A 26,912-nucleotide genomic window follows, 5' to 3' on the forward strand; every position below is an offset into this window, starting at 1 on the left:
TCACGCGATCCTCAGAAGGGTGGTTCGTGGGGTTCGGGTGGTGGTTGCCAGTCCGGTGGGAGGGTTTCGGGTTGGTCGGGCTCGTTGATCCAGCGCAGGTACGGGTTGGCTTTTCTTCGGTGCTCGAGCATCAACAGCGCGGTGCGACGTCGACGGTTGCGGTCCTTGCGGTTCTCGATCTCATGCTTGCGCGCGGCGTCGAGCCTGCGGCGCGCGGCGTTGACCGGCCGCAGGGTGCGGTTGCGCTCCCGCCTGTGCGCGACACGTTTTGCGCGTTCCCGAGACAGGTTGCGACGGCGTGCTTTCGGCTCCACACACGCCGGCGGTCCCATCCGGGGGAACAACTCGATGCCGCCGGGGGCGGTGCAGTACATCCGCCCGGTCGGCGACGTCCACACAATGGTGCCGTCGGGCAATTGCACATCATGCCACCCGTTGTCGAACGTTTTGAGCCGATGATGTTGGCGGCACAGGCATTTCAGATTGTTCGGGGTGGTGAAGCCACCCTTGGACGGGTCGACATGGTTGAACGGAATCGTATGGTCGACGTCGCAGCGCTCAGCGGGGCGGTCACACCCCGGGAACCGGCACGTCAGATCCCGCATCCGCACAAACCGTTCCACCGCCGCCGTCGGCTGATAGCGCCTCATCTCTTCGGCGGTCACCACCGGCGCGGTGAGCACCCGCAAGGTGGCCCGCTCGACCATGCGCCGCACCACCTCGGCGTCGATCACCCCGAACCCGGCCAGATACCCGGGCTTGTTCCCGATACCCAGCACGGTGGATTGGTCGGCGATCACATTGATCACCGTCCGCACGCCACGGCCCTCATCCACGGTCGGCGCGGGTGTGCCGGCGCTCGAGCAGGCCGGGCATCGGCACGCCAGCGTGATGCCCTGGGCCATCGCCGCCACCGCATCCGCGCGCCGCTGGTCCAGGGTGCGCGGATCCTGCGGACACACCCCGTTGGCCAGGGCGGCGAGCTTCTCATCCACGATCACCGCCGATTCCGCGTCGAGGACCCCGTCGACTTTGGCGGTGCCGTTCCCCACCGGGATGACGTCGAAATGCCGATTGTCTTCAGCGGTTTCGCGTTCCCGGATGGCGTCGGGATCCAACGCGCGCACCGCGGCGTCGACGGTGTTGTTGACCCGTTTACGCGACCACGACTGCCAGCGCGCCACCCCGGACGACAACCTGCTGTCGAGGGCGGCGAGCACCGACAAATCCCGAACCAGTTCGGTGCGCTTGAGAATGATCTGCACCGTGCGCCAATCAGTGTCCCCCGCGCACAGCACCGCCATGACTGTCGGGAAGCGGCTGTCCAGGGCTTCGGCGTTGGCCACCAGCGTGCTGGCCGTGCCAGCGGGCAGGTTCATCACGGCAGCCACTTCGGCACTGGTTCGCTGCAACCCCGTCACGATCATGTACCCGCAGTCCGGGTCCTCGGCCTCAGCCTCCCACGTGCGCCGACCCAACAACTCCGCCACCGCCGCCACCCGGCGCCCCACCAGCGTCGACTCCTCACGATAGGAGTCAGCGATAACCGCCACCAACTCGTCTGACGAGGATTCATCGAACATGTGTGCGAGTGTAATCCGACCCACCGACATTGATGGCTCGCGCGATTCAACTTCCGACCTACACTCCGACCGTCCGAAGTAAACCTCCCGCGGAGGCCTGATGTCCGATGCATGCGCCACCAAGCGTGCCGCCTACCTGCTGGCGTTCTCCGCGGTCGCGCTGATCATCGCGTTCATACTGGCGAGACTTCCCCTCAGCGGGCCGGTCGGGGCGTACGAATTCGCGCGTGGCAACAATCCGTCCGACAGAGACGTCCTCATCGCGCGTATCCAGGTCGTCGCCAGCATCGTCGCTGCGGTCTGCTCCGTCGGCTTCTACGTCGCAGCCGTGGACGTCAAGGAAAGCCGCGCGCTGATCGCGCTCGGAGTCATCGGCGTCTTCGTCGGTCTCGCCTACGTCCTGTTGATTCTGTTCGTCCTGCAGGTCGCCTTTTAGCCGGCCGCCGCCTCGAACAGCCACGAGATCGCCAGCGCGCCAGGGTCGGTCGCGCCGCGCGACGCCTCACCGACATAGCTCGCCCGACCCTTGCGGGCCACCCGGTCACGCGTCGATTCCGCACCCTCGACGGACGCCCGCGCGACCTCGGCCAGCGAAGCACCCTGCTGTAGCGCCTCGTTCGCCGGATGCAACGCGTCGACGACGGTGTTGTCCCCGACGTGTGCCCCGCCGAGTTCGACCACCGACTCCAAACCGGCCCCCGTGCCCGCCGCCAACGCCGCACGGAATTCGTCGCTCTCGGCGAACGCCTTCGACAGCTCACGGAACAGCGTGCCGAACACCGCACCGGACGTCCCACCCGACCGGACGAAGTACGAGCGTGCGATCGCGTCGAGCACCTCGGCGTCCGACCCTCGCAGCGGCAGATCGAAATGCCCCAGCGCCGCCGACATGTTCAGCCCGAAGTCACCGTCGCCGACCTGCCGGTCCAGCGCGGTCAGCTCGTCGACCGCGCCCTGCACCCGCTCGACGAACGTTGTCAGCCAACCACATTCGGGTCCCGAAGCAGCGCCGTCGTCAGGTTCGGCCACCGTGGTGTCCACCAGATCTCCCGGTTCTGCAGCGGCGAGTCGCGGCCACGCCGGCGCATCCGTCGGCGCATCCCACAGCCCCACGATCTCGTCGTCGACCCGTGCCACGGTCACCGACGCCCCGCGCATGTCGAGCGCGGTGATCATCGTGCCCACCAGGCTGCGCACCACCCGCACCTCCGCTGCCCGCAACTGCTCGAGCACCTGCCCGAACACCAGATTCAGCTCCAGCGGGTGCGTGCTGCCCAAGCCGTTGACCACGACGATGACCCGGTCCCCCGCCGCCACGTCGAGCGAGGCGAGGATCCGCTCCAACAGTGCCTGCACGATCTGGGTCGCCGGACGCCACTGCGTGCGTTCGGTACCCGACTCGCCGTGGATGCCGATGCCCATCTCGATCTCGTCCGGTCCGAGGTCGAATGACGGCCGGTCGGATCCGGGCACGGTGCACGGGTCGAGGGCCACCGACATACTGCGCGCGTTCTCCGCGACGCGTCGGCCGAGCGCTGTCACCTCCGCGAGCGTCGCACCGGCCGCCGCGGCGGCACCGCAGACCTTCTCGACCACGATCGTCGCCCCGGTGCCGCGCCGCCCCGGGCCGTCGCCGTCCGATTCGGTGGCCACATCGTCGGCCACCACCACCACGTCGGTGTCGATTCCCTCGTCGCGCACGATGTCCCGCGCGATGCGGAAGTTCATCATGTCGCCGGTGTAATTCTTCACGATGTGGAGCACGCCGGCATCGGAGTGGACGTGGCGCGTCGCACCAGCGATCTGCAGCGCATTCGGCGAGGTGAAGATCGGCCCCGGACAGACCGCGTCCAGCAGCCCCGAACCGATCAACCCAGAATGCATGGGCTCGTGCCCCGACCCGCCACCGGAGAGCACCGCCACCCGGCCCGGCGGTGTCGGCGCGCGGCGCGCGAGGAAGCCCGGGTCCCGGTGCCAGGTGACCTCGGGGTTCGCCGCAACGAAGCCGCGCAACGCGTCGGGCAGGAAGGAATCGACCGAATCGAGGAAGTACCGGTGCGCCATGACCCCGACTGTAGGGGGAGCAGCCCCTTGTGTTGCAGATCACATCGGAGCAGGGTGGGGTTTGCGGGTCGAACGCAGGAGGGAAAGCGACGCAGGAGGGAAAGCCATGGCGGACAAGACGACGTCGCAACCGGTGCCCACCGCGGACCACCCCGAGGCCATCCGCAACGTCGCACTGGTGGGGCCGTCCGGCGGCGGGAAGACGACCCTGGTCGAGGCCCTGCTGGTCGCCGCGGGTGTGCTCACCCGCGCCGGCGCGGTCACCGAGGGCACGACGGTCTGCGACTGTGACGACATCGAGGTGGCCCAGCAGCGTTCGGTCGGTCTGGCGCTCGCCCCGCTGCTCCACGACGGCGTCAAGATCAACCTGATCGACACCCCCGGCTACGCCGACTTCGTCGGGGAACTGCGCGCCGGCCTGCGCGCCGCTGATTGTGCGCTGTTCGTGATCGCCGCCAACGAGGGTGTCGACGAGCCGACGAAACTACTGTGGCGGGAGTGCGACGCGGTGGCCATGCCGCGCGCGGTGGTGATCACCAAACTCGACCACGCCCGCGCCTCCTACGGCGAAGCCCTCAGTGCCGCCCGGGAATCGTTCGGCGACAAGGTGGTTCCGCTGTACTTCCTCACAGGCACCGAGCTGACCGGCCTACTCACCGGCGAACCACCCGGCGCGCCCCATCTCGACGAGTACACCGAACTGCGCGGCACCCTCATCGAGGGCATCATCGAGGAGTCCGAGGACGAATCGCTGATGGAGCGCTACCTCGGTGGCGAGGACATCGACCAGGCTTCGCTCATCGGCGACCTGGAGAAGGCCGTCGCCCACGGCTCCTTCTTCCCGGTGATCCCGGTCTGCAGCAGCAGCGGTGTGGGCACCCTCGAACTACTCGAGGCGGTGACCCGCGGCTTTCCTTCTCCGCTGGAACACCCACTGCCCGAGCTGTTCACCCCCCAGGGCGCTGCCCGCCCGGCCCCGACGTGCGATCCAGCCGGCCCGCTGCTGGCCGAGGTGGTCAAGACGACCTCGGACCCCTACGTCGGCAGAGTGAGCCTCACCCGGGTGTTCTCGGGGACGATCAGGCCCGACATGACCGTGCACGTGTCGGGCCATTTCTCGTCCTTCTTCGGCGCGGCGGACGACTCGGTGACCGGCTCCGGTCACCCCGACCACGACGAGGACGAACGCATCGGCACCCTGTCTTTCCCGCTGGGCAGACAGCAGCGACCCGCACCGTCGGTAGTGGCCGGAGACATCTGCGCGATCGGCAGGCTGACCCGCGCGGAAACCGGAGACACGTTGTCCGACAAGGCCGATCCGCTGGTACTGAGACCGTGGGCCATGCCCGAACCGCTGCTGCCGGTCGCGGTGGCGCCGCGTGCGAAAACCGATGAGGACAAACTGTCGGTGGGTTTGACGCGGCTGGCCGCCGAGGATCCGACGCTGCACATCGAGCAGAACCCGCAGACGCACCAGATCGTGCTGTGGTGCATGGGTGAGGCGCACGCCGCCGTCGTCCTCGACGCTCTGTCCCGGCGTTACGGCGTGACGGTGGACGTGATCGACTTGCGCATTCCGCTGCGGGAGACGTTCGGCGGCAGCGCCAAAGGCCACGGCCGTCACGTGAAGCAGTCCGGCGGGCACGGTCAGTACGCGGTCTGTGACATCGAGGTCGAACCGCTCCCCGAAGGCGCCGGCTTGGAGTTCGTCGACAGGGTCGTCGGTGGATCCGTTCCGCGACAGTTCATCCCGAGCGTCGAGAAGGGGGTGCGGGCGCAGATGGACAAGGGCCTTTCCCTCGAGGGGGCCCCCGGCTATCCGGTGGTCGACGTCCGGGTGACGCTGGTGGACGGCAAGGCCCACAGCGTGGACTCTTCCGACTTCGCCTTCCAGATGGCCGGTGCGCTGGCGCTGCGTGACGCCGCCGCGGCGACGACCGTCAACCTGCTCGAACCCGTTGACACCGTGTCCATCACGGTGCCCGACGATCTCGTGGGTGCGGTGATGGGCGATCTATCCGGCAGGCGTGGCCGCGTGCTGGGGACCGAGCGATCGGGTGCCGACCGCACGGTCGTCCTCGCCGAAGTGCCCCAGGCCGAACTCGTCCGCTACGCGGTGGATCTGCGCTCCCTGTCCCACGGCGCGGGCGTCTTCCACCGATCCTTCGCCCGGTACGAGCCGATGCCGGAGAACGCGGCGGCCAGGGTCCGCGCCGCGAGCTGACGGCCGTGTTCAGTCGGTCTCGTAGAACTCCGGCTGGCCCGCCCAGGGTTCGGGTTCCACCCTGAAGGTGTTGAGCGCGGTCGCCAGCACCCCGTAACCGCCGGCGATGAAGATGAGGTCCATCCGGGCCCGCTCGTCGAGGCGCTCCCCCAGCGCCTCCCACGTCTGCGGGCTGATCTGCGACCCGTGGTGCATCTCGTCGACGGCGGTGAGCACCAGTCGGTCGAACGCGCCGGCGGCCGCACCCGTACGCGCCGCCTCGACGTCGGCGTCTGACAGGCCGGCCATCTTCCCGATCGCGCGGTGGTGGACCCACTCGTACGCGCAGCCATGTTGGTGTGCGACGCGCAGGATCACCAGCTCCCGCAATCGGGGAGGCAGTGTCGCATGCTCCATCAGATACGTGTTGAACGGCAGGAACTTGGCGGCCAGGTCGGGGTGACGCGCCAGCGTGGCCAGCGCATTACCCGCCGAGTCGGGGTCGCGGCGCTCCGGCGGCACCGCACTCTCGAGCGCTGCGCGGGTCCGGTCGTCCCATTCCTCGGCGGGCAACGGCGTCAGCATCCCAAGTCCTCTTCCCAGCAAAAATCAAGGTCATCGGCAGGGGCAATATATGCCATACTCGGCACTTTGCTGGCAACGTGATCTTCGCCGCAGCTGTCGAGCCCGGCCTTGCGCCGAGCAGCGTCAGTTGGAAAAGTTGACTCGCTTCGGCAGTGGCCGGGGATGTACCGTCGGCTGGCGTAGGCGACGGACGACCGTGGTCGAGGAGGTGGTTCGCGGTGGCTTCGTCGGGGTCGGCGTGGGAGCGTCGGTTGACCAAGTGGCGGTTCGATCCGCCGCTGAAGGTCGCCTTCCTGATCACCGCGCTGATCGTGGCGCTCGTGCTGACGCTGGTGTGGATGCAGTTCCGCGGCGCCTTCACCCCCGAGGTGAAGCTGAAGATGATCGCCGAGCGGTCCGGCCTGTCGATGGATCCGGGCGCGAAGGTCACCTACAACGGCGTGCCGATCGGTCGCGTCGACACGGTCTCGGCGATCGACGACAACGGAAAACCCGCCGCCGAACTCGCCCTCGCCGTCCACCCGGAATATGTGGACCTCATCCCCGCCAACGTCGAGGTGGGGATCCGGGCCACCACCGTGTTCGGCAACAAGTACATCTCATTCTCCGCCCCGGAAAACCCTGTCCCGCAACGCATTGCGAGCAACGACGTGATCCGCGTCGATTCGGTGTCCACGGAGTTCAACACGCTGTTCGAGACGGTGGTCTCGGTGGCCGAGCAGGTCGACCCGATCAAGCTCAACCAGACGCTGACCGCCACGGCCGAAGCTCTCGACGGGCTCGGTGACCGCTTCGGCCAGTCCGTCGTCAACGGCAACGAGATCCTCGCCGACCTCAACCCGCAGATGCCGCAGATCCGGCGCGACACCCAGCTGCTCGCCGATCTCGCCGACGTCTACGGCGACGCCGCACCCGACCTGTTCGACGGCCTGAACAACGCCGTCACCACCGCCCGCACCCTTAACGAGCAGCGCGGCAACCTCGACCAGGCGCTCATGGCCGCGGTCGGCTTCGGCAACACCGGTGGTGACGTGCTCGAACGCGGCGGCCCCTACCTCGTGCGCGGCGCCAACGACCTTGTCACAGTGTCCGAGACGCTGGATCGCAACAGCCCGTCGCTGTTCTGCATGATCCGGAACTGGCACGACGCCGAACCGGCCTTCACCGAATTCAACGGCGGCAACGGGTACTCGGTGAACCTGCACAACACCGTGCAGGGCGCGTCGAACCCGTGGGTCTATCCCGACAACCTGCCGCGGGTGAACGCCACGGGCGGGCCCGAAGGCCGTCCCGGCTGCTGGCAGAAGGTCACCCGCGATCTGTGGCCCGCGCCGTATCTGGTCCTGGACACCGGCGCCTCCATCGCTCCCTACAACCACCTCGAACTCGGCCAGCCGCTGGCGATCGAGTACGTGTGGGGCCGCCAGATCGGCGAGAACACCATCAACCCCTGACGGGTCTATACCGGCTAGCCGGTAGGCGCTTTTGGGCGCTCACGTGGACGACATCCGCGCGCGCAGCGACGAGTCTCTTGTGCAACGCCACGAAGGGAACTCGCCATGCACCACGACTTCGCTCCCCAGGATTTCCAGAAGGCCACCGCGCCGCTGCTGCCTGAACTGCACCAGCGGGCGCTGCGGCTGACCCGCAACCACCACGACGCCGAGGATCTGGTGCAGGAGACCATGGTCAACGCGTTCCGCGGCTACCGCGGCTACACCGAAGGCACGAATCTGCGCGCCTGGCTGTACCGGATCGAGATGAACACCTTCATCAACGAATACCGGAAGGACCGGCGCCGTCCGGCACTACAGCTCACTCCGGACTTCCCGGACACCGATGTCACCACGGCCGGTCAACGCGGGGGCCCGGCATGGCGGTCGGCCGAGGACGACGCCCTGGACCGGCTGCCCGACCGTGAGCTGCGCGCGGCGTTCCAGGCGCTGCCGGAGCAGTTCCGGATGGCGGTCTACTACGCCGACGTCGCCGGGTACGCGTTCAAGGAGATCGCGGAGTTGACGGGGGCGCCGCTGGGCACGGTGATGTCGCGGTTGCACCGCGGCCGCACGCAACTGCGCAGCCTGATGCTGACCGGTGAGCGCCGTCCCGCCGAGCTCCGGGCGGCCTAGGAGACCGGTTCTGCCAAAGGGGCTTCGAGTCGCTCCTCGTAGGCACCCTCGCCGCGGCCGAGCGCGACGGTCGCCGCGATCATCGCCGCCGCGGCGGCGGCCAGGGCGATCGGTTCCAGTCCGCTGATCGACATGTGCTCGTTGAGGACGATGGCACCGAGGACGACGGCGATCACCGGTTCGAGCACGAGCATCGTCGGCACCGAGGTCTGCAGCGAACCGGCGTGGAATGCCGACTGTTGCAGCAGCGTCGCCGCGACACCCAGCGCGACCACGAGATAGAGGGCGGGCGTCGTCACCGCGCTGTACACCCGGCCCTCGGTCAGCATGTGCATGACGATCTTCGTCAACACGGCGACCAGTCCGAACAGCACACCGACCGCGGCGGCGAGCATCACCGCACGCCGCCAGTTGGTGGCGCGCATCGCGATCAGCACACACGCCAGCACGACGCCCACACACACCGCGACCACGATCACCGTCAGGGCGACCGGGATGTCGTAGTCACCGGCGCTGGTTTTGGCAAGGGCGACGAACACCGTCAGCGAGGCCGTCAGCACCAGCGCCCACAGCCACTCCGCACGCTTCACGCGGCGGCCCGCCATGCGCGCGCTCAGCGGGAGAGCGAACAGCAGCGCGGACACCAGCACCGGCTGCACCAGCAGCAGCGATCCGTAGCCCAGCGCCAGCGCCTGGAAGAAGAAACCCGCCACCGCGGCGCCGGTCCCAGCCCACCACACGCGCCTGCGCAGGAGCGTCCGCAGCATGACTGTGCTGACGCCCTTCTCGGGCGGCACGTCGAGGGTGGCGCGCTGCCGGACCACGATGCCGACCGCCATGAAGATCGCCGCCAGTAAGGCGAAGAACACCGCAAGCCCATGGCCGACCAAGCGGGACACACCCCTTCTCCACACCGGAACGAGGCTGTCGACAGACAGCACCCACCACCGTAGAGGCAGTGCGCGAATTCGGCCTTATCGGCTGGTTGCCGGGGGCTAGCTGGCCTCTCGCCGGCCGGGCTGCGACTCGGCCGAGCCCGACGCCGCCGCTGAAGCCGAAGCCGAACCCGAAGCCGAAGCCGAAGCCGGGGCGAGCTTGTCGTTCACCGACGCCACCACGGTGTCCACGCGGTGCACGGCCTTGTCGCACATGCCGCGGACCCGGTCACCCGCCGTGTCGACGTCGTCGGCCGCGCTGAGCAGATACGCGCGCATGGTGACGCGTAGGTGTTCACCGAAGGAACGGGCCCGGCGGCGCAGGCGGTCGTCGATCTCGAGAGTGACGTACGGCATCAGTCGGTACCTCATGTGCCTGCTCCCCATCGTCAGTGCTTGGCCAAGCCTAACGGCGTTGCTGCCCGCAGTGAAGTTGAGATGTGTCGCAGATCACGCGTTCAGTGATGCGGATCACATCCTCACGGTGCGACCGGGGTTCCGTCCCAGTCCGTCAGCGTCCACCCCTGCGCGGGGTTTCCGGTGATGACGACCCGGCCGGTGTTGGGCAGCGGATGGTCGCGGAGCAGTTCCGGATGCGGATTGTCGACGTTCATCGTCACCCACAGCATGATCGCGGCGGCGTGGGAGAACGCGACGGGGTTACCGCCGGCGTGGATCTGCGCGCTGTCGTAGATCTGCTGGACCGCGGCGTCGAACCGGGCGTCGAATTCGTTGCCGTCGACCGAACCGGGGATGCGTGCGGCACGGTCACCGCTCAGCCACTGGACCGGCGCGGCGAAATACTGAGCCGCGGACGCCTCCGGGAGCCCCTCGGACTCACCGGCCTCCACCTCACGCAGCCCAGGAAGCACCATGACGGGCTCGGCGAGCGCCGCGGCCAACGGCGCGGCGGTCTGCTGGGTGCGGACCATCGTGGAGGCGTAGACACCGTCGTAGCGGTTCGCCGACAATGCAGCCGCGGCATCGGCGGCCTGGCGGCGGCCCAGATCGGTGATCGACGGCCCCGGCGTCGAGGTATCGATCAGCCCGGACGCGTTGCCCTCGGACTGCGCGTGGCGCACGAACGTGAGCGTGATCTCCGTAGGACCGCCCGCGGCGGCGGGCGGTGCGGCGATGACCGCGGCGCCGACCACCAGTGCGGCCAGCAGCCGTCGCATACCCGTCACCGCGTCATCGTCGCAGACCCGCGGGTCAGACCGGGACTGACTGCCCGGCCCGCTCCTGCTCGAGCCGGCGGTTGAGCTTCTCGCCCTCGATGTCGAGATCGGGCAGGACCCGCGCCACCCGCTTGGGCAGCCACCAGGCCTTGTCGCCGAGCATCGACATCACCGCGGGTACGACGGTCATCCGCACCACGAACGCGTCGATCAGCACGCCGAACGCCAGCGCGAAGCCCATCTGCTTGATCATCGGATCGCCGTTGAACACGAAGCCGGCGAACACCGCCGTCATGATCAGGGCGGCCGCCGCGACGACGCGACTGGCCTGGGTGAAGCCGTGCGCCACCGCCGCGTCGCCCCGGTGGCCGTGGACGTGGGCCTCCTTCATCGACGACACCAGGAACACCTCGTAGTCCATCGCCAGCCCGTAGAGCACGCCGATCACCATGATCGGCAGCATGGACAGGATCGGCCCCGTCGCGGACAGCCCGATCAGCTGCTGGAACCAGCCCCACTGGAACAGCGCGGTGGTGGCGCCGAACGTCGCGAACACGGTGAGCAGGAATCCGGCGGTCGCCTTGAGTGGCACCGCGATCGAGCGGAACACGACCATCAGCACCAGGATCGACAGACCCATCACGATGCCCACGTAGATCGGGATCGCAGAGCCGAGCCGGTCGGACATGTCGATGCCCATGGCGGTGATGCCGGTGACGCCGAATTTCACGTTGTGCAGGCCGGCCAGCGGGCCACTCTGGGCGCGGATGTCGCGCACCAGCTGGGCGGTGGCCTCCTCGGTCGGCCCGTTTTCCGGCACGACGGAGAACACCGCGGTGTCGGAGGCGTCGTTGACGCCGCCCAGGACCACCTCGGCCACACCCGGCACCCGGCGCAGATCGCTGTAGGCACCCGCGATGTCGGCAGTGGTCAGCTGGCCGCCCGCCGCGGGTTCGGCGACGACGACCAGCGGTCCGTTGTAGCCGCTGCCGTAGTGCTCGGCGATCACGTCGTAGCTCTCGCGCTGCGGAGTGCCCTGGTTGTAGCTGCCGCCGTCGGGCATCCCGAGCGTCATCGACAGTGCGGGCAGGGCGATCACGCCGGTGACCAGGACACCGGCCAGCGCGGCGGGTACCCGGTTGCGCAGGACGGCGCCCACCCATGCCGAGGCGAACCGGTGGCCGCTCTCCTCCGTCTCGGCGCTGTGCCGGCCCTTCGGCGAGGCGATGCGCTCACCGACCAGGCCGAGCAGCGCGGGCAGCAGGGTGATGGCCGCGAGGACGGAGACGACGACGGTGCCCGCCGCCGAGAGCGCCATCGGGGTGAGCAGCGAGATGCCCACGACCGTGAGCGCGACGAGGGCGATCACCACCGTCATGCCGGCGAAGACGACCGCACTGCCGGCGGTGCCGATCGCAAGGGCGGCGGCGTCGGCGGCGCTCATGCCGCGGTCGAGGATCAGCCGCCGCTGCCTGTTGACGATGAACATCGCGTAGTCGATGCCGACGGCCAGGCCGAGCATCAGCGCGAGCACCACCGTCATCGACTGGATGTCGAACAGGTGGGAGAACAGGAAGGTACCGCCCACGCCGACGGCCACCGAGATCAGCGCGGTGACCAGGGGCAGACCCGCCGCAACCAGCGAGCCGAGGGTGACGATCAGCACGACGGCCGCGACCATGAGGCCGATGACCTCGCCCGCACCGGCGATCTCGGGCATCTGCGCCATGCTCGCCGACGGCAGCACCTCGATACCGCGGTCGCCGACCGCCTCGCGCGCCGCGTCGATGGTGTGCTCGACGACGCCGGTCGGCAGTTCAGCGGTCTGCTTGTCGAACTGGAACTGGTAGAGCGCGGCGGCGCCGTCGGCGGAGACCGTCACACCGGGCATCGGCTGACCGTTGACCGTCAGCGGTCGCGGCGCGTCCGGGGACGGCGGCGCGTTGATCTGCGCGCGGGCCACCGCCGCCGACGCCGCCAGCGTCGGGCTGGCGGGGCCCTTCGCCATCTCAGCCTCGGCCATCCGGCGCGGGTCGAGCACGTGGTCGGTGCGCGAGATCGCGTCGACCGCGGCCAGCACGGCGTCGCGGTTGGCCCCGTCGTCGATGCGCTGGCCCGCGGGTGCGGCGAAGGCGATACTGCCCTGACCGCCGGAGGACTGCGGCATCCGCTCCGCCAACTGGTCGATCACCTCTTGCGCGGGCGTGCCGTTGATCCGCATCTCAGTGGAGATCTTCGGCGGATTGAGGGCGAGAATGCCCGCCACGACGGCGATGAGCGCGAACCACGCGGCGATGACGTGCCAGGGCCGGTGGAACGCAAACCGGCCGATGCGGTGCAGAAATGACGCCATGAAACTGAGAGTAGGCTCGCAGTACTCGAGTCGGCCATCGGTTGTAGTGAACGCCACCATGACCCAAAGAGCATGATGCGCGCCACTTTTCGGAACAAGCCGGCAAACACACGTTTGGCGGCGGCCGCACCAGGCTAACCCTGCAGGCGCTCAGCCGCGCGCTTCGGCTTTCGCCGCCTTGACCACGTCCGCCGCCTCGCGGCTGGCGCGTTTGGACTCCTGATACGCAGCGTCGGCATCGGTGAGTGCCTGCTCAGCCTTGGCCAGACGCTCCTTGGCGTCCTCGTGGCGCAATCGGGCAGTGGCGAGATCGCTCTGCCGCTGCGCCATGGTGTCGTCGGCGTCGGCTTGCGCGCGTTCGGCGGCGGCCAGCACGGCACGGGCCTGTTCGTGTCTGCGCCTACGCTCCCGGTCTTCCTCGTCGGACGGTGCCGGCTTCGCCGGCTCTTTCTTCTTGGCGGGTGCACTGAACACCATCTCGGAGTCGCCGAAGCCGCCGAATCCCGACCAGTGTTCGGCCTTCGCCAGCCGGCCGAGGCGCGCGGTGACCTCCGGATCGGCAACCGCCGCCTGCAGCGTGCCCGTCACGTCGTCACGCAGCGCGGCCGTCGGCGAGGTGACCTCCGACGCCTCCAGCGCGGCCTTGGTCAGCTGCTCGATCAGTTTGCGCTGCCGCGACGACAGCTCCCGGATGCGTTCGCCGTCCATCGACGTGTGCGCGGCCCGCAACTCCTCGCCCAGCCCGGCCAACCGGTCCCGCACCTCGGGGTCGTGGTGGATGAGCCGGTTGACCACCGCTGCCGACGTGGTGGGCTTGCGGGCCGCGGCGATCCGTTTGGCCGCCGCCGCGTCGCCGCGCTTCTTGGCGTCGGCGGCCAGCCGGGTACGCAGCGCGGTGAACTCCTCAGGCGCCACCGCGTACAACTGGTCCAGCGGGTCGTCGGCCATACCGTCCATGATGGCGTGGATCTGCCCTCAGGCGGCGCAGAGGTAGTCGGCGATCAGCAGCACCGGCCACAGCAGCATCGTCTGACCGAACGCTGCGAGGTCGGCCCCGGCCGGGAGGCGGGTCGCGAACTGGCCTTCGAAGAACCCCACGTACTGCGGGTGCGTGAAGGTGAACGCCATCCCGACGACCAGGTAGGGGATGGCCAGCCACAGCGCCGCTTCGAGCAGATCTGCGACGCTCACCTCCCTGAACAGGAGGCGGCGCAGCGCACCGAGCATGTCGTTCATATCAACGGCCGGCTTCGGCGCACCCGGCGGCGGACGTCGGCCAGCAGCAGATGGCTGCCGCCCTGCCGGATGGGGGCGGGCAGGAAGCGGTTGACGAAGGCGACGAACAGGAATAGTTGTTCGAACCACCGTTGCTCGCGTGCACTCCACGTCACCCCGAGCGCCTCCCGGAAGATCGGCGCGAGGAACCCGACGGTGAGGAACTGCAACAGATGTCGCGAAGACCAGCGCAGCGGCGCCGGGATCATCCGCAGATCGATCAGGTCGCTCAGGTAGCCACGCACGTTGTCGTCGACCGAGACCCGTCCGCAGGCGCTGTTCCAGTAGGTGTCGAACTCGGCACGGGTGGGCGGCCACTGGTCCTCGGAGACCTGCAGCGTGGTGCCGAGCGGCCACGCCGATCGGTAGAACTGCTCGGCCTGTTCGGGGGTCATCTCACCGCGCAGCATCTGATAGGCGTCCTCGAGCCCGACGAACAGACAGGCCGCGACCCACATCTGCTGGTCGCGGTCGAACGCGTTGTAGCGCACCGGGCTGGCGTCGGTCGACTTCACGTGCCGGTGCGCGCCGTCGACCGCCGCCCGGTAGGCGGCGCGGTCGGTGTCGGTGCCGAACAGCGCGACGGCGAGGTAGGAGAACGTGGTCCTGGCGCGTTTCCACGGGTGTTTGAGCAGGTTGCCGGAATCGACTTTGCTCTCCACCACCCCGTAGCCGACCTCGGGCCACGACAGCTGCATGATCACGTTGGCCGCACCCGCGGCAAACGACCAGAAGTCCATCGCGTCGGTGGCGGTCACCGCGTCGTCCGACCAGCGTGCCGTGCGGCGTCCGATCGTGATGCGGGTGTCGGCCAGGGTCAGACTCCGTCCAGCCGCCGATACCCGTCCGCTGCGATGCGGCAGTGCCATGCCTGCGAGCATTCCACAACAGGCGATGGCCGGTTGGGCGATCTGCGATGAACATCGCCGCTGTGCGTGCAGGAGAAAACGGTGGAATCCCGTCTCCACGGTGCCGAATGATCGTTAACATTTGACGAGATCGGGAGGGTCACCGCATGGAGACGAAGCTTCGCCAAATCCTCAGCTACAAGCTGACCATCGCCGAACTGATCGGGATCGGACTGCTCCTGGGCACGCCCTACCTGATCGTCGGGGTCATCTGGTCCAGTACGCACACCGATCACCTCAGTGATATGCACGGTGTCGACCTGGCGATCTCGTTCCTGGGGTCGATCGCCTCGTGGCCGGTGCTGCTGTTCTCCGATGTCTGTATGACCTGACCTGAGTCGCGTCGGACCACTCGTTTGCGTAACGCAGTGGCGGTTCTCGGCGCGTTCTGCCGCCCTGGCGTTACGCAACTCGCGTTTGGGTGGCCGCCCGCGCGGGGTACGCGGCACGCCATGAGCAACGAGTTCGCCGACGAGTCGATCGACGTCGTCGCCCCGGGCGACATCATCGCCGTGGACCGCGGGTCGGGACCGCAGCCCTACAAGGTCGTCCACAAGAACGACGGTGAAGACTCCTACCTCGTCACGCTCGAGGGCGACGACGGGGAGACCTTCGAGAAGGAATTCGCCGCGGGCACATCGGTGACCCGGTCGTTGGAGTCGAAGTGGGAGTCCACCCAGAGCCCGACCCCGCACACCTGACACCGGGTTTGACCCGGGCGTCGACGGGTCAGCGCACCCCGAACAGCGCAAAGATCTCCTCGGTGCGCCACCAGATCAGGGCCACGAACAGCAGCAGCACCGCCGCCGTCACACCGCCCTGCACCACGTTGCGGCGCGCGGCCGGGGCGTACGCGTACACCGCGGCGATCGCCGCACCGGTGATCAGGCCGCCGACGTGGCCCTGCCAGCTGATGCCCTGCCCACTGATCAGCGGGAACACGAACGTGAACACCAGGTTGAGGATGATGATCGCCGCGATCCCGCGGATGTCGAGGTTCAGCCGGCGGGCCACCACGAACATCGCGCCGAACAGCCCGAACACCGCGCCCGACGCCCCGGCCGTACCGGCGTTCAGTGGTGAGAGCAGATACACCAGCACCGACCCGCCCAGCGCACTGAGCGCGTAGAGGGCCCCGAAGCGCAACCGGCCCAGCCACATCTCCAGCGGCGGACCCACCACGTAGAGCGCCCACATGTTGAACAGCAGGTGCATCGCCCCGTAGTGCAGGAACGCCGACGTGACGAGGCGGTACCACTCCCCCTCGGCGACCCCGGGCGACCACAGGACGAATTCGCGGTACAGCTCGCCGGACGCGCTCTGCAGCAGGAAGGCCAGCACGTTCACCGCGATCAGCGCATAGGTGACCACCGGCCTGCTCGAATCCGGCAGCCGCCCGCCGAACGCCGTGCGGGCCTGCGGCGCCGCGCGGTTGGCCTCGCCGACGCAGTCAGGGCATTGATGCCCGACAGCGGCCGAGCGCATGCACTCCGGACAGATGTAGCGTCCGCACCGGGTGCACTGCACGTAGGTCTGGCGGTCGGGGTGCCGGTAGCAGCTCGGCGCCTGCGCCGGTGACTGCGGGTACTGGGGGTTCATCTCTCACTTCCGGGGTCGCGCGTCGCAGCGTGTCTCGGCAATGTCCATTGTGCGGTGTCCATTGTGCGGCCCCGAGGCCTCAGACCACTGGCGTGACCAGCTCCCCGATCCCGGCGATCTCCACTCTGGCCGTGCATCCAGGCCGCAGCACCGCCCCGGTCTCGTCGCCGGAGGGTCGATAATCCGGTGTCCCGAGTAGAAAGACGTCGCCGGGATGGAGGGTGAACTGCTGCGACGCCCAGCACACGAGTTCTTCGGGCCCCACGTAGGCGGCCGCGACCGCTTCCTCCTGGACCAGCTTCTCGGCGACCCACGTCCTGATGACCACCTCATCCCAGGCCGGCAGGTCCGGTGGCGCCACCAGCTCGGTCCCCAACGGGCAGAAGCCGTCGAGCCCTTTGCCTCGCGACCAGTGGTCGTCGCACTCCTGCAGGTCGCGCGCGGTGACGTCGTTGGCCACGCAGTATCCGGCGATGCACGTCCGCGCCTGTGCGGGAGTGGCCAGTCCGCGGCACCGCTCGCCGATGACGATCGCCAGTTCCCCCTCCGCGACGACGCGCTGGGCGACCCCGCCGGAAAGGCGCAGGGGCTCGCCGGGCCCGATCACCGCGTGGGCGTTCTTGATGAACAGTTGCGGCTCGACGGGCGGGCGACTCGCGCCGACGGGAAAGTTCCGGGCGGTGCCCCAGATGGTTCGGACGTCATGGGAGCGCTTCACCCAACCTCCACAGCAGGTCATATCGTTAACGAAGCCGTTACACCCGCGGCTTGTCGTCGAGCCCGCGGCCGATTTAAGTTTGTTTGGAATACCGCCTTGGTATACCAAACAAAGGAAATCAGATGTCCAACGCCCGTTGGCGCATGTTCACCCTGCTACTCCTGCTGGTAACGGTCAACTACGTCGACCGGGGCTCGCTGTCTGTGGCACTGCCTGCGATCAAAGAGGAATTCCACATCAGTGCCGAAGTCACCGGCATGCTGTTGTCGGCGTTCTTCTGGGCCTACGCCGCCATGCAGATCCCGGCGGGCTGGCTCATCGACCGATTCGGCCCGCGCAAACTCATCACCGCGGCCTGCACCGGGTGGGGCGCCGCGACCGCTCTGTCCGGCATGGCGCCGAACATCGCCACCATGGCCGTCGCCCGGGGCGCGATCGGCATCACCGAGGCACCCATCATGCCCGCCGGCGGCAAGCTCAACGCGGTGTTCCTGACGGAGAAGGAGCGTGGCCGCGGCGCGACGATTCTCGACGCCGGTGCGCCGCTGGGGTCGGCGGTCGGCGGCATCGCCATCGCCAGCCTCATCGCCGCAACCGGAAGCTGGCGGTGGGCGTTCATCATCGCGGGCGTAGTCACCATGTTCCTGGGCATCTGGGCATGGCGGGCGATCCGCGACACCCCGGAGGAACACCCGAAGGTCAACGCGGCCGAGCGCGAGTACCTCATGAACGCGCACCGCGAGGAGAGCGCTCGTCACCAATCCACCGGGAAACGTGCGGGCCTGGTCTACTACATGAAGTACCGCAGCTTCTGGGCGATGTGTCTGGGCTGGCTGGGATTCAACGGAGTCTTCTACGGTCTGCTCACGTGGGGCCCGCTGTTCCTCTCGGAGAGCAAGGGATTCAACCTCAACGCCATCGGCTGGTCCACCTTCGCGATCTTCGGCGCCGGTTTCGCCGGTGAGATCATCGGCGGACAACTCGCCGACCGGCTGAAGGAGGCCGGCTACGCCACCAACCGCGTGATGCGGGGCCTGCTGGGTTTCGCCGGCGTCTGCGTGGTGGCGGGCCTGGTCGGAGTGGTGCTCATGCCCGGGCCGATCGCCGCGATCGTGCTGCTGTCGACGGTGCTGTTCTTCCTCCGTTGGGTCGGGTTGTTCTGGTCGGTGCCCGCCATCCTCGGCGGCCGTGAGGACGCGGGCATCCTCGGTGGCGCGATGAACCTGGCCGGCAACATATCCGGGTTCGTCACCCCGATGGCGGTCGGATTCATCGTCGGCGGCACCGGCAGCTACACCTGGGCGCTGCTGTACTTCGTCGGCGCGGGCGTGATCATGACGGCGGCGGTGCTCGTGCTGGACTACTCCACGCGACTGGCCCCCAAGGCCTCACTCGCATCCACAGAGAAGGGAATCGCGGTATGACCCGCATAGGGATGATCGTTCCGTCGTCCAACACAGCACTCGAACCGGCTACGTCGCGACTGCTGGCCGATCGCGCCGACGTCACCGTGCACTACACCCGAATTCCCGTGCAGTCCATCACCCTTGACGGCATCGGCGCCGCGTTCGACGTCGACACGATGCTCGCCGCCGCCCGGTTGCTGGCCGACGCCGAAGTCGACTGCATCGTCTGGAACGGCACTGCCGGTTCCTGGCTCGGCGTCGAGCACGACCGACAGATCTGCGCGGCGATCACGGAGGCGACCGGTATCCGCGCCGCGACGTCGACGCTCGCCATTCTGCAGGTCTGCCATGACTTCGGGATCACCGCGCTGGCATGCGCGTCGCCCTACACCGACGACGTGGTCGAGGCCATCGTCGGGGAGTACGCGTGTCACGGAGTCGGCATCGTCTCGCATGCGGAGTGGAAGCTCACCGACAACTTGTCGTTCGGCAGGCAGACTCCCGCCGCGGTGGCCGAACTGCTGTTGGCAGCGGCCCCGAAAACCGAAGGCGCCCAGGGTGTTGCGTTGATCTGCACCAACGTCGACGGCACCACGGTGACCGGTGAGGTCGAGGAGGCACTCGGCATCCCGGTGATCGACAGCATCGCCGCGACACTGTGGTGGGCAATGGAACTCGCAGGCGCCGACGGGCGGATCACCGGAGCGGGCAGGGTGCTGGAACAGGCGTCGTTCCGTCACCGGGCGAAGAAGATCGTCACCGAGCTGCGGGAGCGGACGGGGTGCGATCGGACCACCGTGCGGATCGACGATGCGGCGCTTGGCCTGCACGTCGATCTGTGTGCCGCCGAATCATGCGCTCCCGGTGTGCGGTCCATTCAGCATGACCCGTCACTGGATCAACGCAAGCTCGAGACGGTGATGTGGCTGGAGGAGAAGCGCCAGGTGCTGGTGCAACCGGCGTTCGTGGAACCTCCCTACCCGCCACAGGCCCTGCGTGACGTTTACGGCGTCAGCGCCCAGGCGCTGGGGCCGGTCGAGCGCGAAGGTGAACTCGTCGCCTGGTTCTCCGCCCACAGCATCGGCGAACGCGCCTGGACGGCCGACGATCTCACCGCGATGGATGACGCGCGCCACGCTCTTCGATCACTACTGAACAAGAACTGAGGGATATTTCGTGACGGACAAGAAGATCCAGATCAGCGTCGGTATCGATGTCGACTCCTGCGCCGGCTGGCTCGGATCCTACGGCGGGCAGGACTCACCGAATGACATGCAGCGGGGCGTATTCGCCGGTGAGGTGGGCGTGCCGCGGATGCTCAAACTGCTCGAACGCCGCGACATCGTGTCCACCTGGTTCTGGCCGGGCCACTCCATCGAGACCTTCCCCGAACAGGCCCAGATGTGCGTCGACGCCGGACACGAGATCGGGGCGCACGGGTACAGCCACGAGAACCCCCGTTCGCTCACGCTGGAGCAGGAACGCGACGTGATGGACAAGAGCGTCGAACTCGTCGAGAAACTGTCGGGGACCAGACCCAAGGGCTACGTGGCGCCGTGGTGGGAGATGAGCGAACACACCGTGTCGATTCTCGAAGAGCACGGGTTCTCCTACGACCACTCGCAGAACTACAACGATTTCGTGCCGTTCTACGCCCGCGTGGGTGACGAGTGGACGCCGATCGACACGACCAAGGCGGCCGCGCACTGGATGAAGCCGCTCAAGCACGGCCATGAGATCGACATCGTCGAGTTCTGCGGCAACTGGTATGTCGACGACCTTCCTCCGATGATGTTCATCAAGAACCACCCGAATTCGCACGGCTTCGTGAACCCGCGCGATATCGAACAGCTCTGGAACGACCAATTCGATTGGGTCTACCGGGAACTGGACTACGCGGTGATCCCGATGACGCTGCATCCAGACGTCTCCGGACGCCCCCAGGTACTGCTGATGCTCGAACGGCTCCTGGATCGCTGGGGGAGCTTCGACGGCGTGGAGTTCGTCACGATGGCCGCCGCGGCCGACGAGTTCCGCACGCGGTATCCGTTCGGCCAGCCGACGCGCCCGGACTGCGTCAGTCGCTGACGTGCGCGTCGGCGCAGACGGGAATGACTAAACTGGGCGCACCATGTCCCCGACGCCCTCCGACGACGGCAGTCCAGCCAGCAATCTGCTGTTGCGGGGCCGGCTCATCGACGCGTTGCGGACCGACGTCATCAAAGGCCGCTATCCGCCTGGGTACCGTCTGGTGGAGCGTGATGTCGCCGAGGCCTACGGGGTCTCGCGCCTGCCCGCCCGGGAGGCACTTCAGGCACTGCGGAGCGAGGGCTTCCTCGAAGTCCGCAAGACCCGGGGTCTGGTGGTCCGGGACTGGACGGAACGAGACGTCACCGAACTGTTCGACATCCGCAGTGCCCTGGAGGCGATGGCGTGCCGGGAGGCGGCAGGCAATCGGTCCGACGACGATGTCATCGCGCTGCGCCAGGCGGCCGAATCCGCCGATCGAGGGGCCGAACGCGGTGACGCGGCGGCCGCCCACGACGCGAACGCACTCTTCCATCAGTTGCTCGTGACCGCCTCACACAACCGCACACTCGTCGAGATCATGGCGCCGATCCTGTATCGCGTGCAGTGGCTGGTGCGGCAGATCCCCGACCCGCACACCGTGTCCGACGACCACCACCAGCTCGTCGAAGCGATCGCCGAACGCGACGCGCGGACAGCGGAGAAGCTCGCGATCGACCACGCCGAACGCAACCGGGCGACCACGCTGCGGACGTTGTTCCCGGATACCCCGCGCCGGTCTCGGCTCGGCTGACCCCGCGGCAGAGTCAGCCGGCGGACCCGAACTCCATGATCAGCCGCGTCAGCCGCAGCGCCGCCAGCTTCCAGCCGTCGTCGCCACGCACCCACCGTTCGTGGTAGTGCCCGTATCCCGTGAGCGACGGCCCGTTCTCCCACACCACCCGGTCCTGCATCGCCCACACCACGCGGGCGTGATCACCGTCGACCTCGATCAACGGGGTGTGCACCTGGTGCGCCGAACGCGCGCTGGTCAGCGACGACCTGATCATGTCGACCGCGGCGTCGCGACCGTGCACCACCGGGACGCCGGTGCCCTCGCTGACGTCGAGCTCGATGTCCTCGGTCATCAGGTCGGCGAACCCGGCCCAGTCCCGGGTGTCGAGGGTGTAGCAGTACCTGGCCTTGGCCTGGGTCAGTGCGAAGAAGTCGTCCCTCATCTCACGCCGCTCATGCCACCACGATCCGCAACTGCTCCCACCCACGGACCGTGGAGGTCGGCGCCAGGCGGGCGGTGTCGTAGTCGATGTCCCACTCCGGGAAGCGGTTCAGCATCTCGTCGAGCGCGACGCGGCCCTCCAGACGTGCGAGGTTGGCGCCCAGGCAGTAGTGCAGACCCTTGCCGAACGTGACGTGGCTGATGTTGTCGCGGTGAATGTCGTAGGTGTCCGGATCGGGGTAGCGGCGGTGGTCGCGGTTGGCGGCGCCGAACAGCAGCAGTACGGCGCTGCCCGCGGGCACCGTCGTGCCATAGGCCTCGAAATCCCTTGCCAGCCAGCGCGCGACGTGCGGTCCGGTCGGCTCGAATCGCAGTGTCTCGTCGACGACGCGGTTGAGCAGGCTGCGGTCCTCGCGCACCTGCCTGCGCTGGTCGGGGTGTTCGGCGAGCACTTTGGCCAGCCAACCGATCAGCCGCCCGGTGGTCTCGTTGCCGGCACCGGCCACCACCTGCGTGTAGTGCAGCACTTCCTTGCGTGTCAGCGTGCGCGTCACGCCCTCGGAGTCGGTGAACTCGACGTTGAGCAGCGCGGTCATCAGATCGTCGGAGGGATTCTGCGCCCGCCACTCGACGTAGTCCGCGTAGATGCGTCCGTCGGCGATCCGGTCGGGGTCGGCCACCTTCATCGGGGCACCGGGTTTGGTGCGCAGGTTGGCGTCGTTGGCGTCGCGCACCGAAATCTGTTCGGACTCAGGGATTCCCAGCAGCATACCGATCACGCGCATCGGCATCATCGAGGCGAGTTCGGCGATGATGTCGAAGCCGTCGGATCCGACGTGCGGGTCGAGGCAGGTGCTGCAGTACCGCCGGATCTGATCTTCGATCGCGGCCATCCGGCGTGGGGTGAACACCCGGGACATCAGCCCGCGAAGCATGGTGTGTCCGGGCGGGTCCTCGAACATCATCACGCCCTCGGGCATGTCGAAGTCGGACTGCACGAGTTCGAGGATGTCGCTGCGACTGTTGGAGAACGCCTGCCAGTCCAGCAGCGCCTTCTCGACGTCGGCGTGGCGCGACAGCGCCCAGAAGTCGTAGCGCTCGTTGTAGTAGAGCGGCGCCTCGTCACGCAGCCGGGCGTAGGTGGGGTATGGATCGGTGACGATGCCGATGTCGTAGGGGTCGTAGTACACCCCGGCCTCGACCAGACCCGCCACCGCACCCTCGCTTCGCCTTCGGCCGCGTCAGATGTTGGGCGACCGCTCAACACCTGATGCGGCCATGTCTAGCAGCCGCCGCGACGGTCGGTCAAGGATTTACGCGTGCTCCGCGAGCCGGGTTGCGGCCAACGAACCAACGGGCACCCGGCGCTGGCAGCGGTCGAAGTACAGATGCACCTGGGTGCCCTGCGGTGTCTTGTCGATGTCGACGCGGTCGGACAACGCCCGCATCAGCGGGATGCCGCGGCCGCGGGACCGCTTCTGGTTCGACGGATCGCTCCTGCGCCACTGGCCGCGGTCGGCGATCGTGATGGCCAGGGTGCCGGTGTCGGCCGCATACGAGGTCTGCAGGGTGATGTTGTCGCCCACCTCATGGTCGCGGTAGGCGAACTCGGCGGCGTTCGACAGCGCTTCGTTGACGACCAGCACGATGTCGCTCGAGCGGACGTCGTCGAGCTCGAAGTGGTCACAGATCCACCGGGTGAAGTCTTCCCGCAGACGGGCGACCGTGTGCGCGTCAGCAGCGCCCATGCGAAGGAATCGCAGGTCGGCGCCGTCTGACGGTTTGCTCGAAGAACTCATAGTGGATATGGGCTACCCGATTCGTGCGGATGTCATTCAGCAAAGGTTTTCAGCGCTGCATCCAGCGTCGAGAACAGGTCGATGAAGTCGGTCATTCCGGTGATCTTGAGGGGTCGGCTGGTGCCGGGACCTTCCGCCACCACCGCGAATCGCGTCTGAGGGGTGAGTTCGTCGTGGGTGACGGCCAGAACATGAATTCCGGCCGACGAGATGAACTCCGCATCGCTCAGGTCGACGATCAGCCCGGCGGGGTCTTTCCGGTGCGCGGTGCGGATCGCGGTCTGCAGGTGCGGTGCGGTCAGCATGTCGACGACCCCCGTGGCACGCACCACTGCGACCCGTCCATGCCACTGTTCGACACCGAAATCCTGAACGTCCAACACCCAACCCTCGTGATTCTTCGTACCCGCCCCCGGCGAGCAACGAGTCGCAACTGTCAAGGCTGCAGTCTCAACCCGGCACATCCGAAATCGGAGCACGACGGCATCAAGGCTAGCCCACCTCGGCCCACGATGACCGGTCAGCCGAGGACCGCTACCGTTGAAAATATCCGCTATCGGACGGGGAAGTGTGCCAACGATGCCCGGGGAGACCGCGCCGACCGTTTCTGGGGATCACACCGCCCGCAGCCGGGCCCAGATCGCCGACGACGTCGAGGTCGGACTGGCCGGAACTCTCAACCTGCGCCGCACCGGCCTGCGGTTACTCACATTGCTGCGCCCCGAACTCGCCGACTGGACCGCGCTGGTCCTGCCCGACAACCGCACCGGCGGTGTCACGTTCTTCGGCGGGGACCAGATCGGTTTCACCGACCTGGTGCCGCGCCGGCCGGAGGCGCATCCGCTGCTGGAGCGCACGTTGCGCACCGGCCAACCCCAGCGCGTCCGGCTCGAGCCGGGTGACGCCGAGGACGCACTGACGAGCTTCGTGCACCACCCCCGGCTGTGTGGCGAGGTGGCGGCCCGCTCCCCCGCCGACATCCTGGTCCTCGGGCTGACGGCGAGGGGCACGACGCTGGGCGCCCTGCTGCTCGCGCGGTTCGGGGACCGCGGCTGGGGCGATGACGCCGACAAAGACGATGACGACGACAAAGACGACGACAAAGACGATGACGACGACAAAGACGACATCGTGTTCGCACAGCGGCTCACCGGCAAGGCGGCGGTCGCCCTGGACTCCGCTCGGCTCTACCAGGAACGAGGCCGGATCGCCGCCGCGCTGCAACGCGGTCTGCGGCCACCGGTCCTGCCGGAGCTCGACGGTATGCGCGTGGCCGCCCGGTACCGACCGACCGCCGAACACCTCGAGATCAGCGGCGATTTCTATGACGTCCACGGAACCACCGGCGACTGGCTCCTGGCGCTCGGCGACGTCTCCGGGAAAGGGGTGGAGGCCGCGGCGCTGACGGGCCGCACCCGGCAGAGCATCAGAACCGCCGCGCACTTCGACCGGCGCCCGGAGGTGGTCCTCGGCGCGCTCAACGCGGTTCTGCACGACGCGGAGTCCGACCAATTCGTCACCGTGGTGTGCGCCAGGGTGCGGCCGCACCCCGACGGTCACGCCGACATCGACCTCGCCGTCGCGGGCCACCCGCCGCCGATCGTGCTGCGGGCCGACGGCCGGGTGGGCCAGCTCGAGGTGTCCGGCACCGCGGCCGGGTTCCGCGCACAGACGCGCTACCGCCCCGCCACCGTGCGGCTCGACCGCGGCGACACCATGCTGATGTACACCGACGGCGTGGACGAGGCCCGCAACCTGACCGGGTTCTACGGCGAGGACCGGTTGATGGCCTTCCTCCCTGCCTACGCCGGGGCGGCGCCCGACGTGGTGTGCGAGGCGGTCGAACAGCACGTGCTCGAATTCCTCGACGGTCAGCCCCACGACGACATCGCCCTGCTGGCGGTCACATGCGGGGTCTAGCCGATGCCCTGCCCCGGTACGAGGCTGCGCTCGCCGACGACGACGCCACGGCCGCCCGCGCGCTGGTCGAAGAGCTGCTGGCCGACGGCGCCGATCCGGTGACCGTGCTCACCGACGTCGTCGCGCACACCCAGCGCGCCGTCGGCACCCGCTGGCAGCGCGGCGAGTGGTCGGTCGCCCAGGAGCACGCCGCCACGGCCATCTCCGTCGCGGCGACCAGAGCGGTGGCGGGCCACGTGCGGACCATGCCGGTCACCCGGGGCCGGGTGCTCGTGGCGTGCTCGCAGCGGGAGTGGCATGCGCTGCCGGCGATGATCATCGACTGCGCCCTGCGCGCCGACGGCTGGGACAGCACCCTGCTCGGCGCGGCCACGTCGCCGATGCGGCTCAACCAGCACCTGCAGGATCTCGGGCCGGAAGCGGTCGCGGTCAGCTGCTCGGTGCTCGGCGCGATGCCCACGACCCGGCGGTTCATCGAGGCGAGCACCGCGGCCGGGATACCGATCGCGGTCGGCGGTCCGGCGTTCGGCAGCGACGACGTGCGCGCCCGCGCCCTCGGTGCGACGGCGTGGGCGCCGACCGCCCAGGCGGCGGTGGCCGCGGTGGCCGCGCTGCCCGCCGTCGTACCGCCCGCGCCGCCGCTGCCTGCCGGGCCGGCGGGCGAGCAGGCGCTGCTGGAAGACGATCACCGGGCGCTGGCGGACCGGTTGCGGACGCGCTGGTCGGTCAGTGCGGCGGCGGGCCCGCCGGAGGAGGCGTCGCCCGGTGACCTCGGCGACGTCGCCAACGACGTACTGCACCAGGTGCTGCACGCGGTGGCGGCGGGCCTGCTGACCGGCGACCCGCGGACGGTGTCCGAAACCGGTTGGTGGATCGCGGATCTCATGCAAGCCCGCGGGATCGACGTCGCGACAGTGCACGAACTCGGTGACGTCCTGACCGCCTCGCTGGGGGACTATCCGCTGGCGCGTGAACTGGTCGCCCGCCACTTCGTCCCGGACTTCGGCTAGCCG

Annotated in this window: 28 protein-coding genes; 12 read left to right on the top strand and 16 right to left on the bottom strand. The window is 68.3% G+C overall.

Annotation, left to right across the window (positions count from 1 at the left end; all coding sequences use genetic code 11):
* Window positions 1-11 precede the first annotated feature (11 nt).
* Window positions 12-1,583 (bottom strand): HNH endonuclease signature motif containing protein, encoded by a 1,572-nt coding sequence (locus I7X18_RS26830; RefSeq protein ID WP_198730489.1) that lies wholly within the window; start codon window positions 1,581-1,583, stop codon window positions 12-14.
* A 100-nt stretch (window positions 1,584-1,683) separates the two neighbouring features.
* Here I7X18_RS26830 and I7X18_RS26835 point away from each other — a divergent pair, with 100 nt between their 5' ends.
* Window positions 1,684-2,019, top strand: a complete 336-nt coding sequence (locus I7X18_RS26835) for a hypothetical protein (protein WP_193045725.1) — start codon at window positions 1,684-1,686, stop codon at window positions 2,017-2,019.
* Here I7X18_RS26835 and I7X18_RS26840 read toward each other — a convergent pair.
* On the bottom strand, window positions 2,016-3,647 hold the full coding sequence (locus I7X18_RS26840; protein WP_193045724.1) for a dihydroxyacetone kinase family protein: 1,632 nt from the start codon (window positions 3,645-3,647) through the stop codon (window positions 2,016-2,018). The two genes, I7X18_RS26835 and I7X18_RS26840, sit on opposite strands and share 4 nt — an antisense overlap.
* A 106-nt stretch (window positions 3,648-3,753) precedes the next feature.
* On the opposite strand from I7X18_RS26840, the gene I7X18_RS26845 reads away from it, so the two are divergent.
* Entirely contained in the window at window positions 3,754-5,871 is a 2,118-nt protein-coding gene (locus I7X18_RS26845; RefSeq protein WP_193045723.1) for an elongation factor G-like protein EF-G2, read from the top strand.
* A 9-nt stretch (window positions 5,872-5,880) separates the two neighbouring features.
* Here I7X18_RS26845 and I7X18_RS26850 read toward each other — a convergent pair whose 3' ends face one another.
* The gene (locus I7X18_RS26850; RefSeq protein WP_193045722.1) at window positions 5,881-6,435 is read right to left on the bottom strand and encodes a carboxymuconolactone decarboxylase family protein; all 555 of its coding nucleotides are present in this window, start codon (window positions 6,433-6,435) and stop codon (window positions 5,881-5,883) included.
* 218 nt (window positions 6,436-6,653) lie between these two features.
* Here I7X18_RS26850 and I7X18_RS26855 point away from each other — a divergent pair, with 218 nt between their 5' ends.
* Both I7X18_RS26855 and I7X18_RS26860 read left to right on the top strand, forming a co-directional pair.
* Entirely contained in the window at window positions 6,654-7,889 is a 1,236-nt protein-coding gene (locus I7X18_RS26855) for an MCE family protein (RefSeq protein WP_232375342.1), read from the top strand.
* 105 nt (window positions 7,890-7,994) lie between these two features.
* Window positions 7,995-8,564, top strand: coding sequence for a sigma-70 family RNA polymerase sigma factor (locus I7X18_RS26860; RefSeq protein WP_193045721.1), 570 nt, complete (start codon window positions 7,995-7,997; stop codon window positions 8,562-8,564).
* On the opposite strand, the gene I7X18_RS26865 is transcribed toward I7X18_RS26860, so the two are convergent.
* The 7 genes from I7X18_RS26865 to I7X18_RS26895 form a co-directional block, all read right to left on the bottom strand.
* Complete coding sequence (locus I7X18_RS26865; RefSeq protein ID WP_193045923.1) at window positions 8,561-9,454, bottom strand: DMT family transporter; 894 nt, start codon at window positions 9,452-9,454, stop codon at window positions 8,561-8,563. The genes I7X18_RS26860 and I7X18_RS26865 overlap by 4 nt on opposite strands.
* A 105-nt stretch (window positions 9,455-9,559) precedes the next feature.
* The gene (locus tag I7X18_RS26870) at window positions 9,560-9,871 is read right to left on the bottom strand and encodes a hypothetical protein (RefSeq protein ID WP_226863317.1); all 312 of its coding nucleotides are present in this window, start codon (window positions 9,869-9,871) and stop codon (window positions 9,560-9,562) included.
* Window positions 9,872-9,978: 107 nt separating this feature from the next.
* Window positions 9,979-10,677 carry a histidine phosphatase family protein gene (locus I7X18_RS26875; protein ID WP_226863471.1) on the bottom strand — a complete coding sequence of 233 codons (699 nt, stop codon included), beginning with the start codon at window positions 10,675-10,677 and terminating at the stop codon, window positions 9,979-9,981.
* 34 nt (window positions 10,678-10,711) lie between these two features.
* Window positions 10,712-13,030 (bottom strand): MMPL family transporter, encoded by a 2,319-nt coding sequence (locus I7X18_RS26880; protein WP_193045719.1) that lies wholly within the window; start codon window positions 13,028-13,030, stop codon window positions 10,712-10,714.
* A 150-nt stretch (window positions 13,031-13,180) separates the two neighbouring features.
* Window positions 13,181-13,987 (bottom strand): hypothetical protein, encoded by an 807-nt coding sequence (locus tag I7X18_RS26885; RefSeq protein WP_193045718.1) that lies wholly within the window; start codon window positions 13,985-13,987, stop codon window positions 13,181-13,183.
* A gap of 18 nt (window positions 13,988-14,005) precedes the next feature.
* Window positions 14,006-14,266, bottom strand: a complete 261-nt coding sequence (locus tag I7X18_RS26890; RefSeq protein WP_226863316.1) for a hypothetical protein — start codon at window positions 14,264-14,266, stop codon at window positions 14,006-14,008.
* On the bottom strand, window positions 14,263-15,174 hold the full coding sequence (locus I7X18_RS26895) for an oxygenase MpaB family protein (RefSeq protein WP_193045717.1): 912 nt from the start codon (window positions 15,172-15,174) through the stop codon (window positions 14,263-14,265). The genes I7X18_RS26890 and I7X18_RS26895 overlap by 4 nt, the downstream gene beginning before the upstream one ends.
* 146 nt (window positions 15,175-15,320) lie before the next feature.
* Between I7X18_RS26895 and I7X18_RS26900 the strand changes: the two genes are divergently transcribed.
* Together I7X18_RS26900 and I7X18_RS26905 are read left to right on the top strand one after the other, a co-directional pair.
* On the top strand, window positions 15,321-15,545 hold the full coding sequence (locus I7X18_RS26900; protein ID WP_059095174.1) for a hypothetical protein: 225 nt from the start codon (window positions 15,321-15,323) through the stop codon (window positions 15,543-15,545).
* 120 nt (window positions 15,546-15,665) lie between these two features.
* Window positions 15,666-15,914: a hypothetical protein gene (locus tag I7X18_RS26905; RefSeq protein WP_193045716.1), complete on the top strand. Its 249-nt coding sequence runs from the start codon at window positions 15,666-15,668 to the stop codon at window positions 15,912-15,914.
* Between the two features lie 28 nt (window positions 15,915-15,942).
* Here I7X18_RS26905 and I7X18_RS26910 read toward each other — a convergent pair whose 3' ends face one another.
* Together I7X18_RS26910 and I7X18_RS26915 are read right to left on the bottom strand one after the other, a co-directional pair.
* Complete coding sequence (locus I7X18_RS26910) at window positions 15,943-16,812, bottom strand: rhomboid family intramembrane serine protease (RefSeq protein ID WP_193045715.1); 870 nt, start codon at window positions 16,810-16,812, stop codon at window positions 15,943-15,945.
* A gap of 79 nt (window positions 16,813-16,891) precedes the next feature.
* On the bottom strand, window positions 16,892-17,530 hold the full coding sequence (locus I7X18_RS26915) for a fumarylacetoacetate hydrolase family protein (protein ID WP_232375343.1): 639 nt from the start codon (window positions 17,528-17,530) through the stop codon (window positions 16,892-16,894).
* Window positions 17,531-17,652: 122 nt separating this feature from the next.
* Between I7X18_RS26915 and I7X18_RS26920 the strand changes: the two genes are divergently transcribed.
* The 4 genes from I7X18_RS26920 to I7X18_RS26935 are packed head-to-tail and all read left to right on the top strand — an operon-like array spanning window position 17,653 to window position 21,757.
* A complete protein-coding gene (locus I7X18_RS26920; protein WP_193045713.1) occupies window positions 17,653-18,954 on the top strand; it encodes an MFS transporter in 1,302 nt (433 codons plus the stop codon).
* A complete protein-coding gene (locus tag I7X18_RS26925) occupies window positions 18,951-20,102 on the top strand; it encodes a maleate cis-trans isomerase family protein (RefSeq protein ID WP_193045712.1) in 1,152 nt (383 codons plus the stop codon). Before I7X18_RS26920 ends, I7X18_RS26925 begins: the two co-directional genes overlap by 4 nt.
* A gap of 10 nt (window positions 20,103-20,112) precedes the next feature.
* Window positions 20,113-21,024 carry a polysaccharide deacetylase family protein gene (locus tag I7X18_RS26930; RefSeq protein WP_193045711.1) on the top strand — a complete coding sequence of 304 codons (912 nt, stop codon included), beginning with the start codon at window positions 20,113-20,115 and terminating at the stop codon, window positions 21,022-21,024.
* A 43-nt stretch (window positions 21,025-21,067) separates the two neighbouring features.
* Entirely contained in the window at window positions 21,068-21,757 is a 690-nt protein-coding gene (locus I7X18_RS26935; protein WP_193045710.1) for a GntR family transcriptional regulator, read from the top strand.
* 13 nt (window positions 21,758-21,770) lie between these two features.
* On the opposite strand, the gene I7X18_RS26940 is transcribed toward I7X18_RS26935, so the two are convergent.
* The 4 genes from I7X18_RS26940 to I7X18_RS26955 form a co-directional block, all read right to left on the bottom strand.
* Window positions 21,771-22,181, bottom strand: a complete 411-nt coding sequence (locus tag I7X18_RS26940; RefSeq protein WP_193045709.1) for a nuclear transport factor 2 family protein — start codon at window positions 22,179-22,181, stop codon at window positions 21,771-21,773.
* Between the two features lie 10 nt (window positions 22,182-22,191).
* The gene (locus I7X18_RS26945) at window positions 22,192-23,394 is read right to left on the bottom strand and encodes a cytochrome P450 (protein WP_404822792.1); all 1,203 of its coding nucleotides are present in this window, start codon (window positions 23,392-23,394) and stop codon (window positions 22,192-22,194) included.
* Window positions 23,395-23,493: 99 nt separating this feature from the next.
* A complete protein-coding gene (locus I7X18_RS26950; protein WP_226863315.1) occupies window positions 23,494-23,928 on the bottom strand; it encodes an ATP-binding protein in 435 nt (144 codons plus the stop codon).
* An 83-nt stretch (window positions 23,929-24,011) separates the two neighbouring features.
* Window positions 24,012-24,359, bottom strand: a complete 348-nt coding sequence (locus tag I7X18_RS26955) for an STAS domain-containing protein (RefSeq protein ID WP_193045920.1) — start codon at window positions 24,357-24,359, stop codon at window positions 24,012-24,014.
* A 199-nt stretch (window positions 24,360-24,558) separates the two neighbouring features.
* Here I7X18_RS26955 and I7X18_RS26960 point away from each other — a divergent pair, with 199 nt between their 5' ends.
* Together I7X18_RS26960 and I7X18_RS26965 are read left to right on the top strand one after the other, a co-directional pair.
* Window positions 24,559-25,899, top strand: coding sequence for a PP2C family protein-serine/threonine phosphatase (locus I7X18_RS26960; RefSeq protein WP_193045707.1), 1,341 nt, complete (start codon window positions 24,559-24,561; stop codon window positions 25,897-25,899).
* Entirely contained in the window at window positions 25,887-26,909 is a 1,023-nt protein-coding gene (locus tag I7X18_RS26965) for a cobalamin B12-binding domain-containing protein (RefSeq protein WP_193045706.1), read from the top strand. Before I7X18_RS26960 ends, I7X18_RS26965 begins: the two co-directional genes overlap by 13 nt.
* Window positions 26,910-26,912 lie beyond the last annotated feature (3 nt).

It is taken from the genome of Mycolicibacterium baixiangningiae (assembly GCF_016313185.1).
Lineage (GTDB): Bacteria > Actinomycetota > Actinomycetes > Mycobacteriales > Mycobacteriaceae > Mycobacterium > Mycobacterium baixiangningiae.

What these genes read in the sequence shown, in the direction of transcription:
- I7X18_RS26890 (WP_226863316.1), bottom strand. Translation starts at nt 14,266, where the DNA reads ATGAACGACATGCTCGGTGCGCTGCGCCGCCTCCTGTTCAGGGAGGTG.
- I7X18_RS26875 (WP_226863471.1), bottom strand. Translation starts at nt 10,677, where the DNA reads ATGCGACGGCTGCTGGCCGCACTGGTGGTCGGCGCCGCGGTCATCGCC.
- I7X18_RS26940 (WP_193045709.1), bottom strand. Translation starts at nt 22,181, where the DNA reads ATGAGGGACGACTTCTTCGCACTGACCCAGGCCAAGGCCAGGTACTGC.
- I7X18_RS26860 (WP_193045721.1), top strand. Translation starts at nt 7,995, where the DNA reads ATGCACCACGACTTCGCTCCCCAGGATTTCCAGAAGGCCACCGCGCCG.
- I7X18_RS26935 (WP_193045710.1), top strand. Translation starts at nt 21,068, where the DNA reads ATGTCCCCGACGCCCTCCGACGACGGCAGTCCAGCCAGCAATCTGCTG.
- I7X18_RS26830 (WP_198730489.1), bottom strand. Translation starts at nt 1,583, where the DNA reads ATGTTCGATGAATCCTCGTCAGACGAGTTGGTGGCGGTTATCGCTGAC.
- I7X18_RS26900 (WP_059095174.1), top strand. Translation starts at nt 15,321, where the DNA reads ATGGAGACGAAGCTTCGCCAAATCCTCAGCTACAAGCTGACCATCGCC.
- I7X18_RS26925 (WP_193045712.1), top strand. Translation starts at nt 18,951, where the DNA reads ATGACCCGCATAGGGATGATCGTTCCGTCGTCCAACACAGCACTCGAA.
- I7X18_RS26870 (WP_226863317.1), bottom strand. Translation starts at nt 9,871, where the DNA reads ATGAGGTACCGACTGATGCCGTACGTCACTCTCGAGATCGACGACCGC.
- I7X18_RS26850 (WP_193045722.1), bottom strand. Translation starts at nt 6,435, where the DNA reads ATGCTGACGCCGTTGCCCGCCGAGGAATGGGACGACCGGACCCGCGCA.
- I7X18_RS26960 (WP_193045707.1), top strand. Translation starts at nt 24,559, where the DNA reads ATGCCCGGGGAGACCGCGCCGACCGTTTCTGGGGATCACACCGCCCGC.
- I7X18_RS26880 (WP_193045719.1), bottom strand. Translation starts at nt 13,030, where the DNA reads ATGGCGTCATTTCTGCACCGCATCGGCCGGTTTGCGTTCCACCGGCCC.
- I7X18_RS26840 (WP_193045724.1), bottom strand. Translation starts at nt 3,647, where the DNA reads ATGGCGCACCGGTACTTCCTCGATTCGGTCGATTCCTTCCTGCCCGAC.
- I7X18_RS26920 (WP_193045713.1), top strand. Translation starts at nt 17,653, where the DNA reads ATGTCCAACGCCCGTTGGCGCATGTTCACCCTGCTACTCCTGCTGGTA.
- I7X18_RS26845 (WP_193045723.1), top strand. Translation starts at nt 3,754, where the DNA reads ATGGCGGACAAGACGACGTCGCAACCGGTGCCCACCGCGGACCACCCC.
- I7X18_RS26895 (WP_193045717.1), bottom strand. Translation starts at nt 15,174, where the DNA reads ATGGCACTGCCGCATCGCAGCGGACGGGTATCGGCGGCTGGACGGAGT.
- I7X18_RS26835 (WP_193045725.1), top strand. Translation starts at nt 1,684, where the DNA reads ATGTCCGATGCATGCGCCACCAAGCGTGCCGCCTACCTGCTGGCGTTC.
- I7X18_RS26905 (WP_193045716.1), top strand. Translation starts at nt 15,666, where the DNA reads ATGAGCAACGAGTTCGCCGACGAGTCGATCGACGTCGTCGCCCCGGGC.
- I7X18_RS26910 (WP_193045715.1), bottom strand. Translation starts at nt 16,812, where the DNA reads ATGAACCCCCAGTACCCGCAGTCACCGGCGCAGGCGCCGAGCTGCTAC.
- I7X18_RS26885 (WP_193045718.1), bottom strand. Translation starts at nt 13,987, where the DNA reads ATGGACGGTATGGCCGACGACCCGCTGGACCAGTTGTACGCGGTGGCG.
- I7X18_RS26965 (WP_193045706.1), top strand. Translation starts at nt 25,887, where the DNA reads ATGCGGGGTCTAGCCGATGCCCTGCCCCGGTACGAGGCTGCGCTCGCC.
- I7X18_RS26950 (WP_226863315.1), bottom strand. Translation starts at nt 23,928, where the DNA reads ATGGGCGCTGCTGACGCGCACACGGTCGCCCGTCTGCGGGAAGACTTC.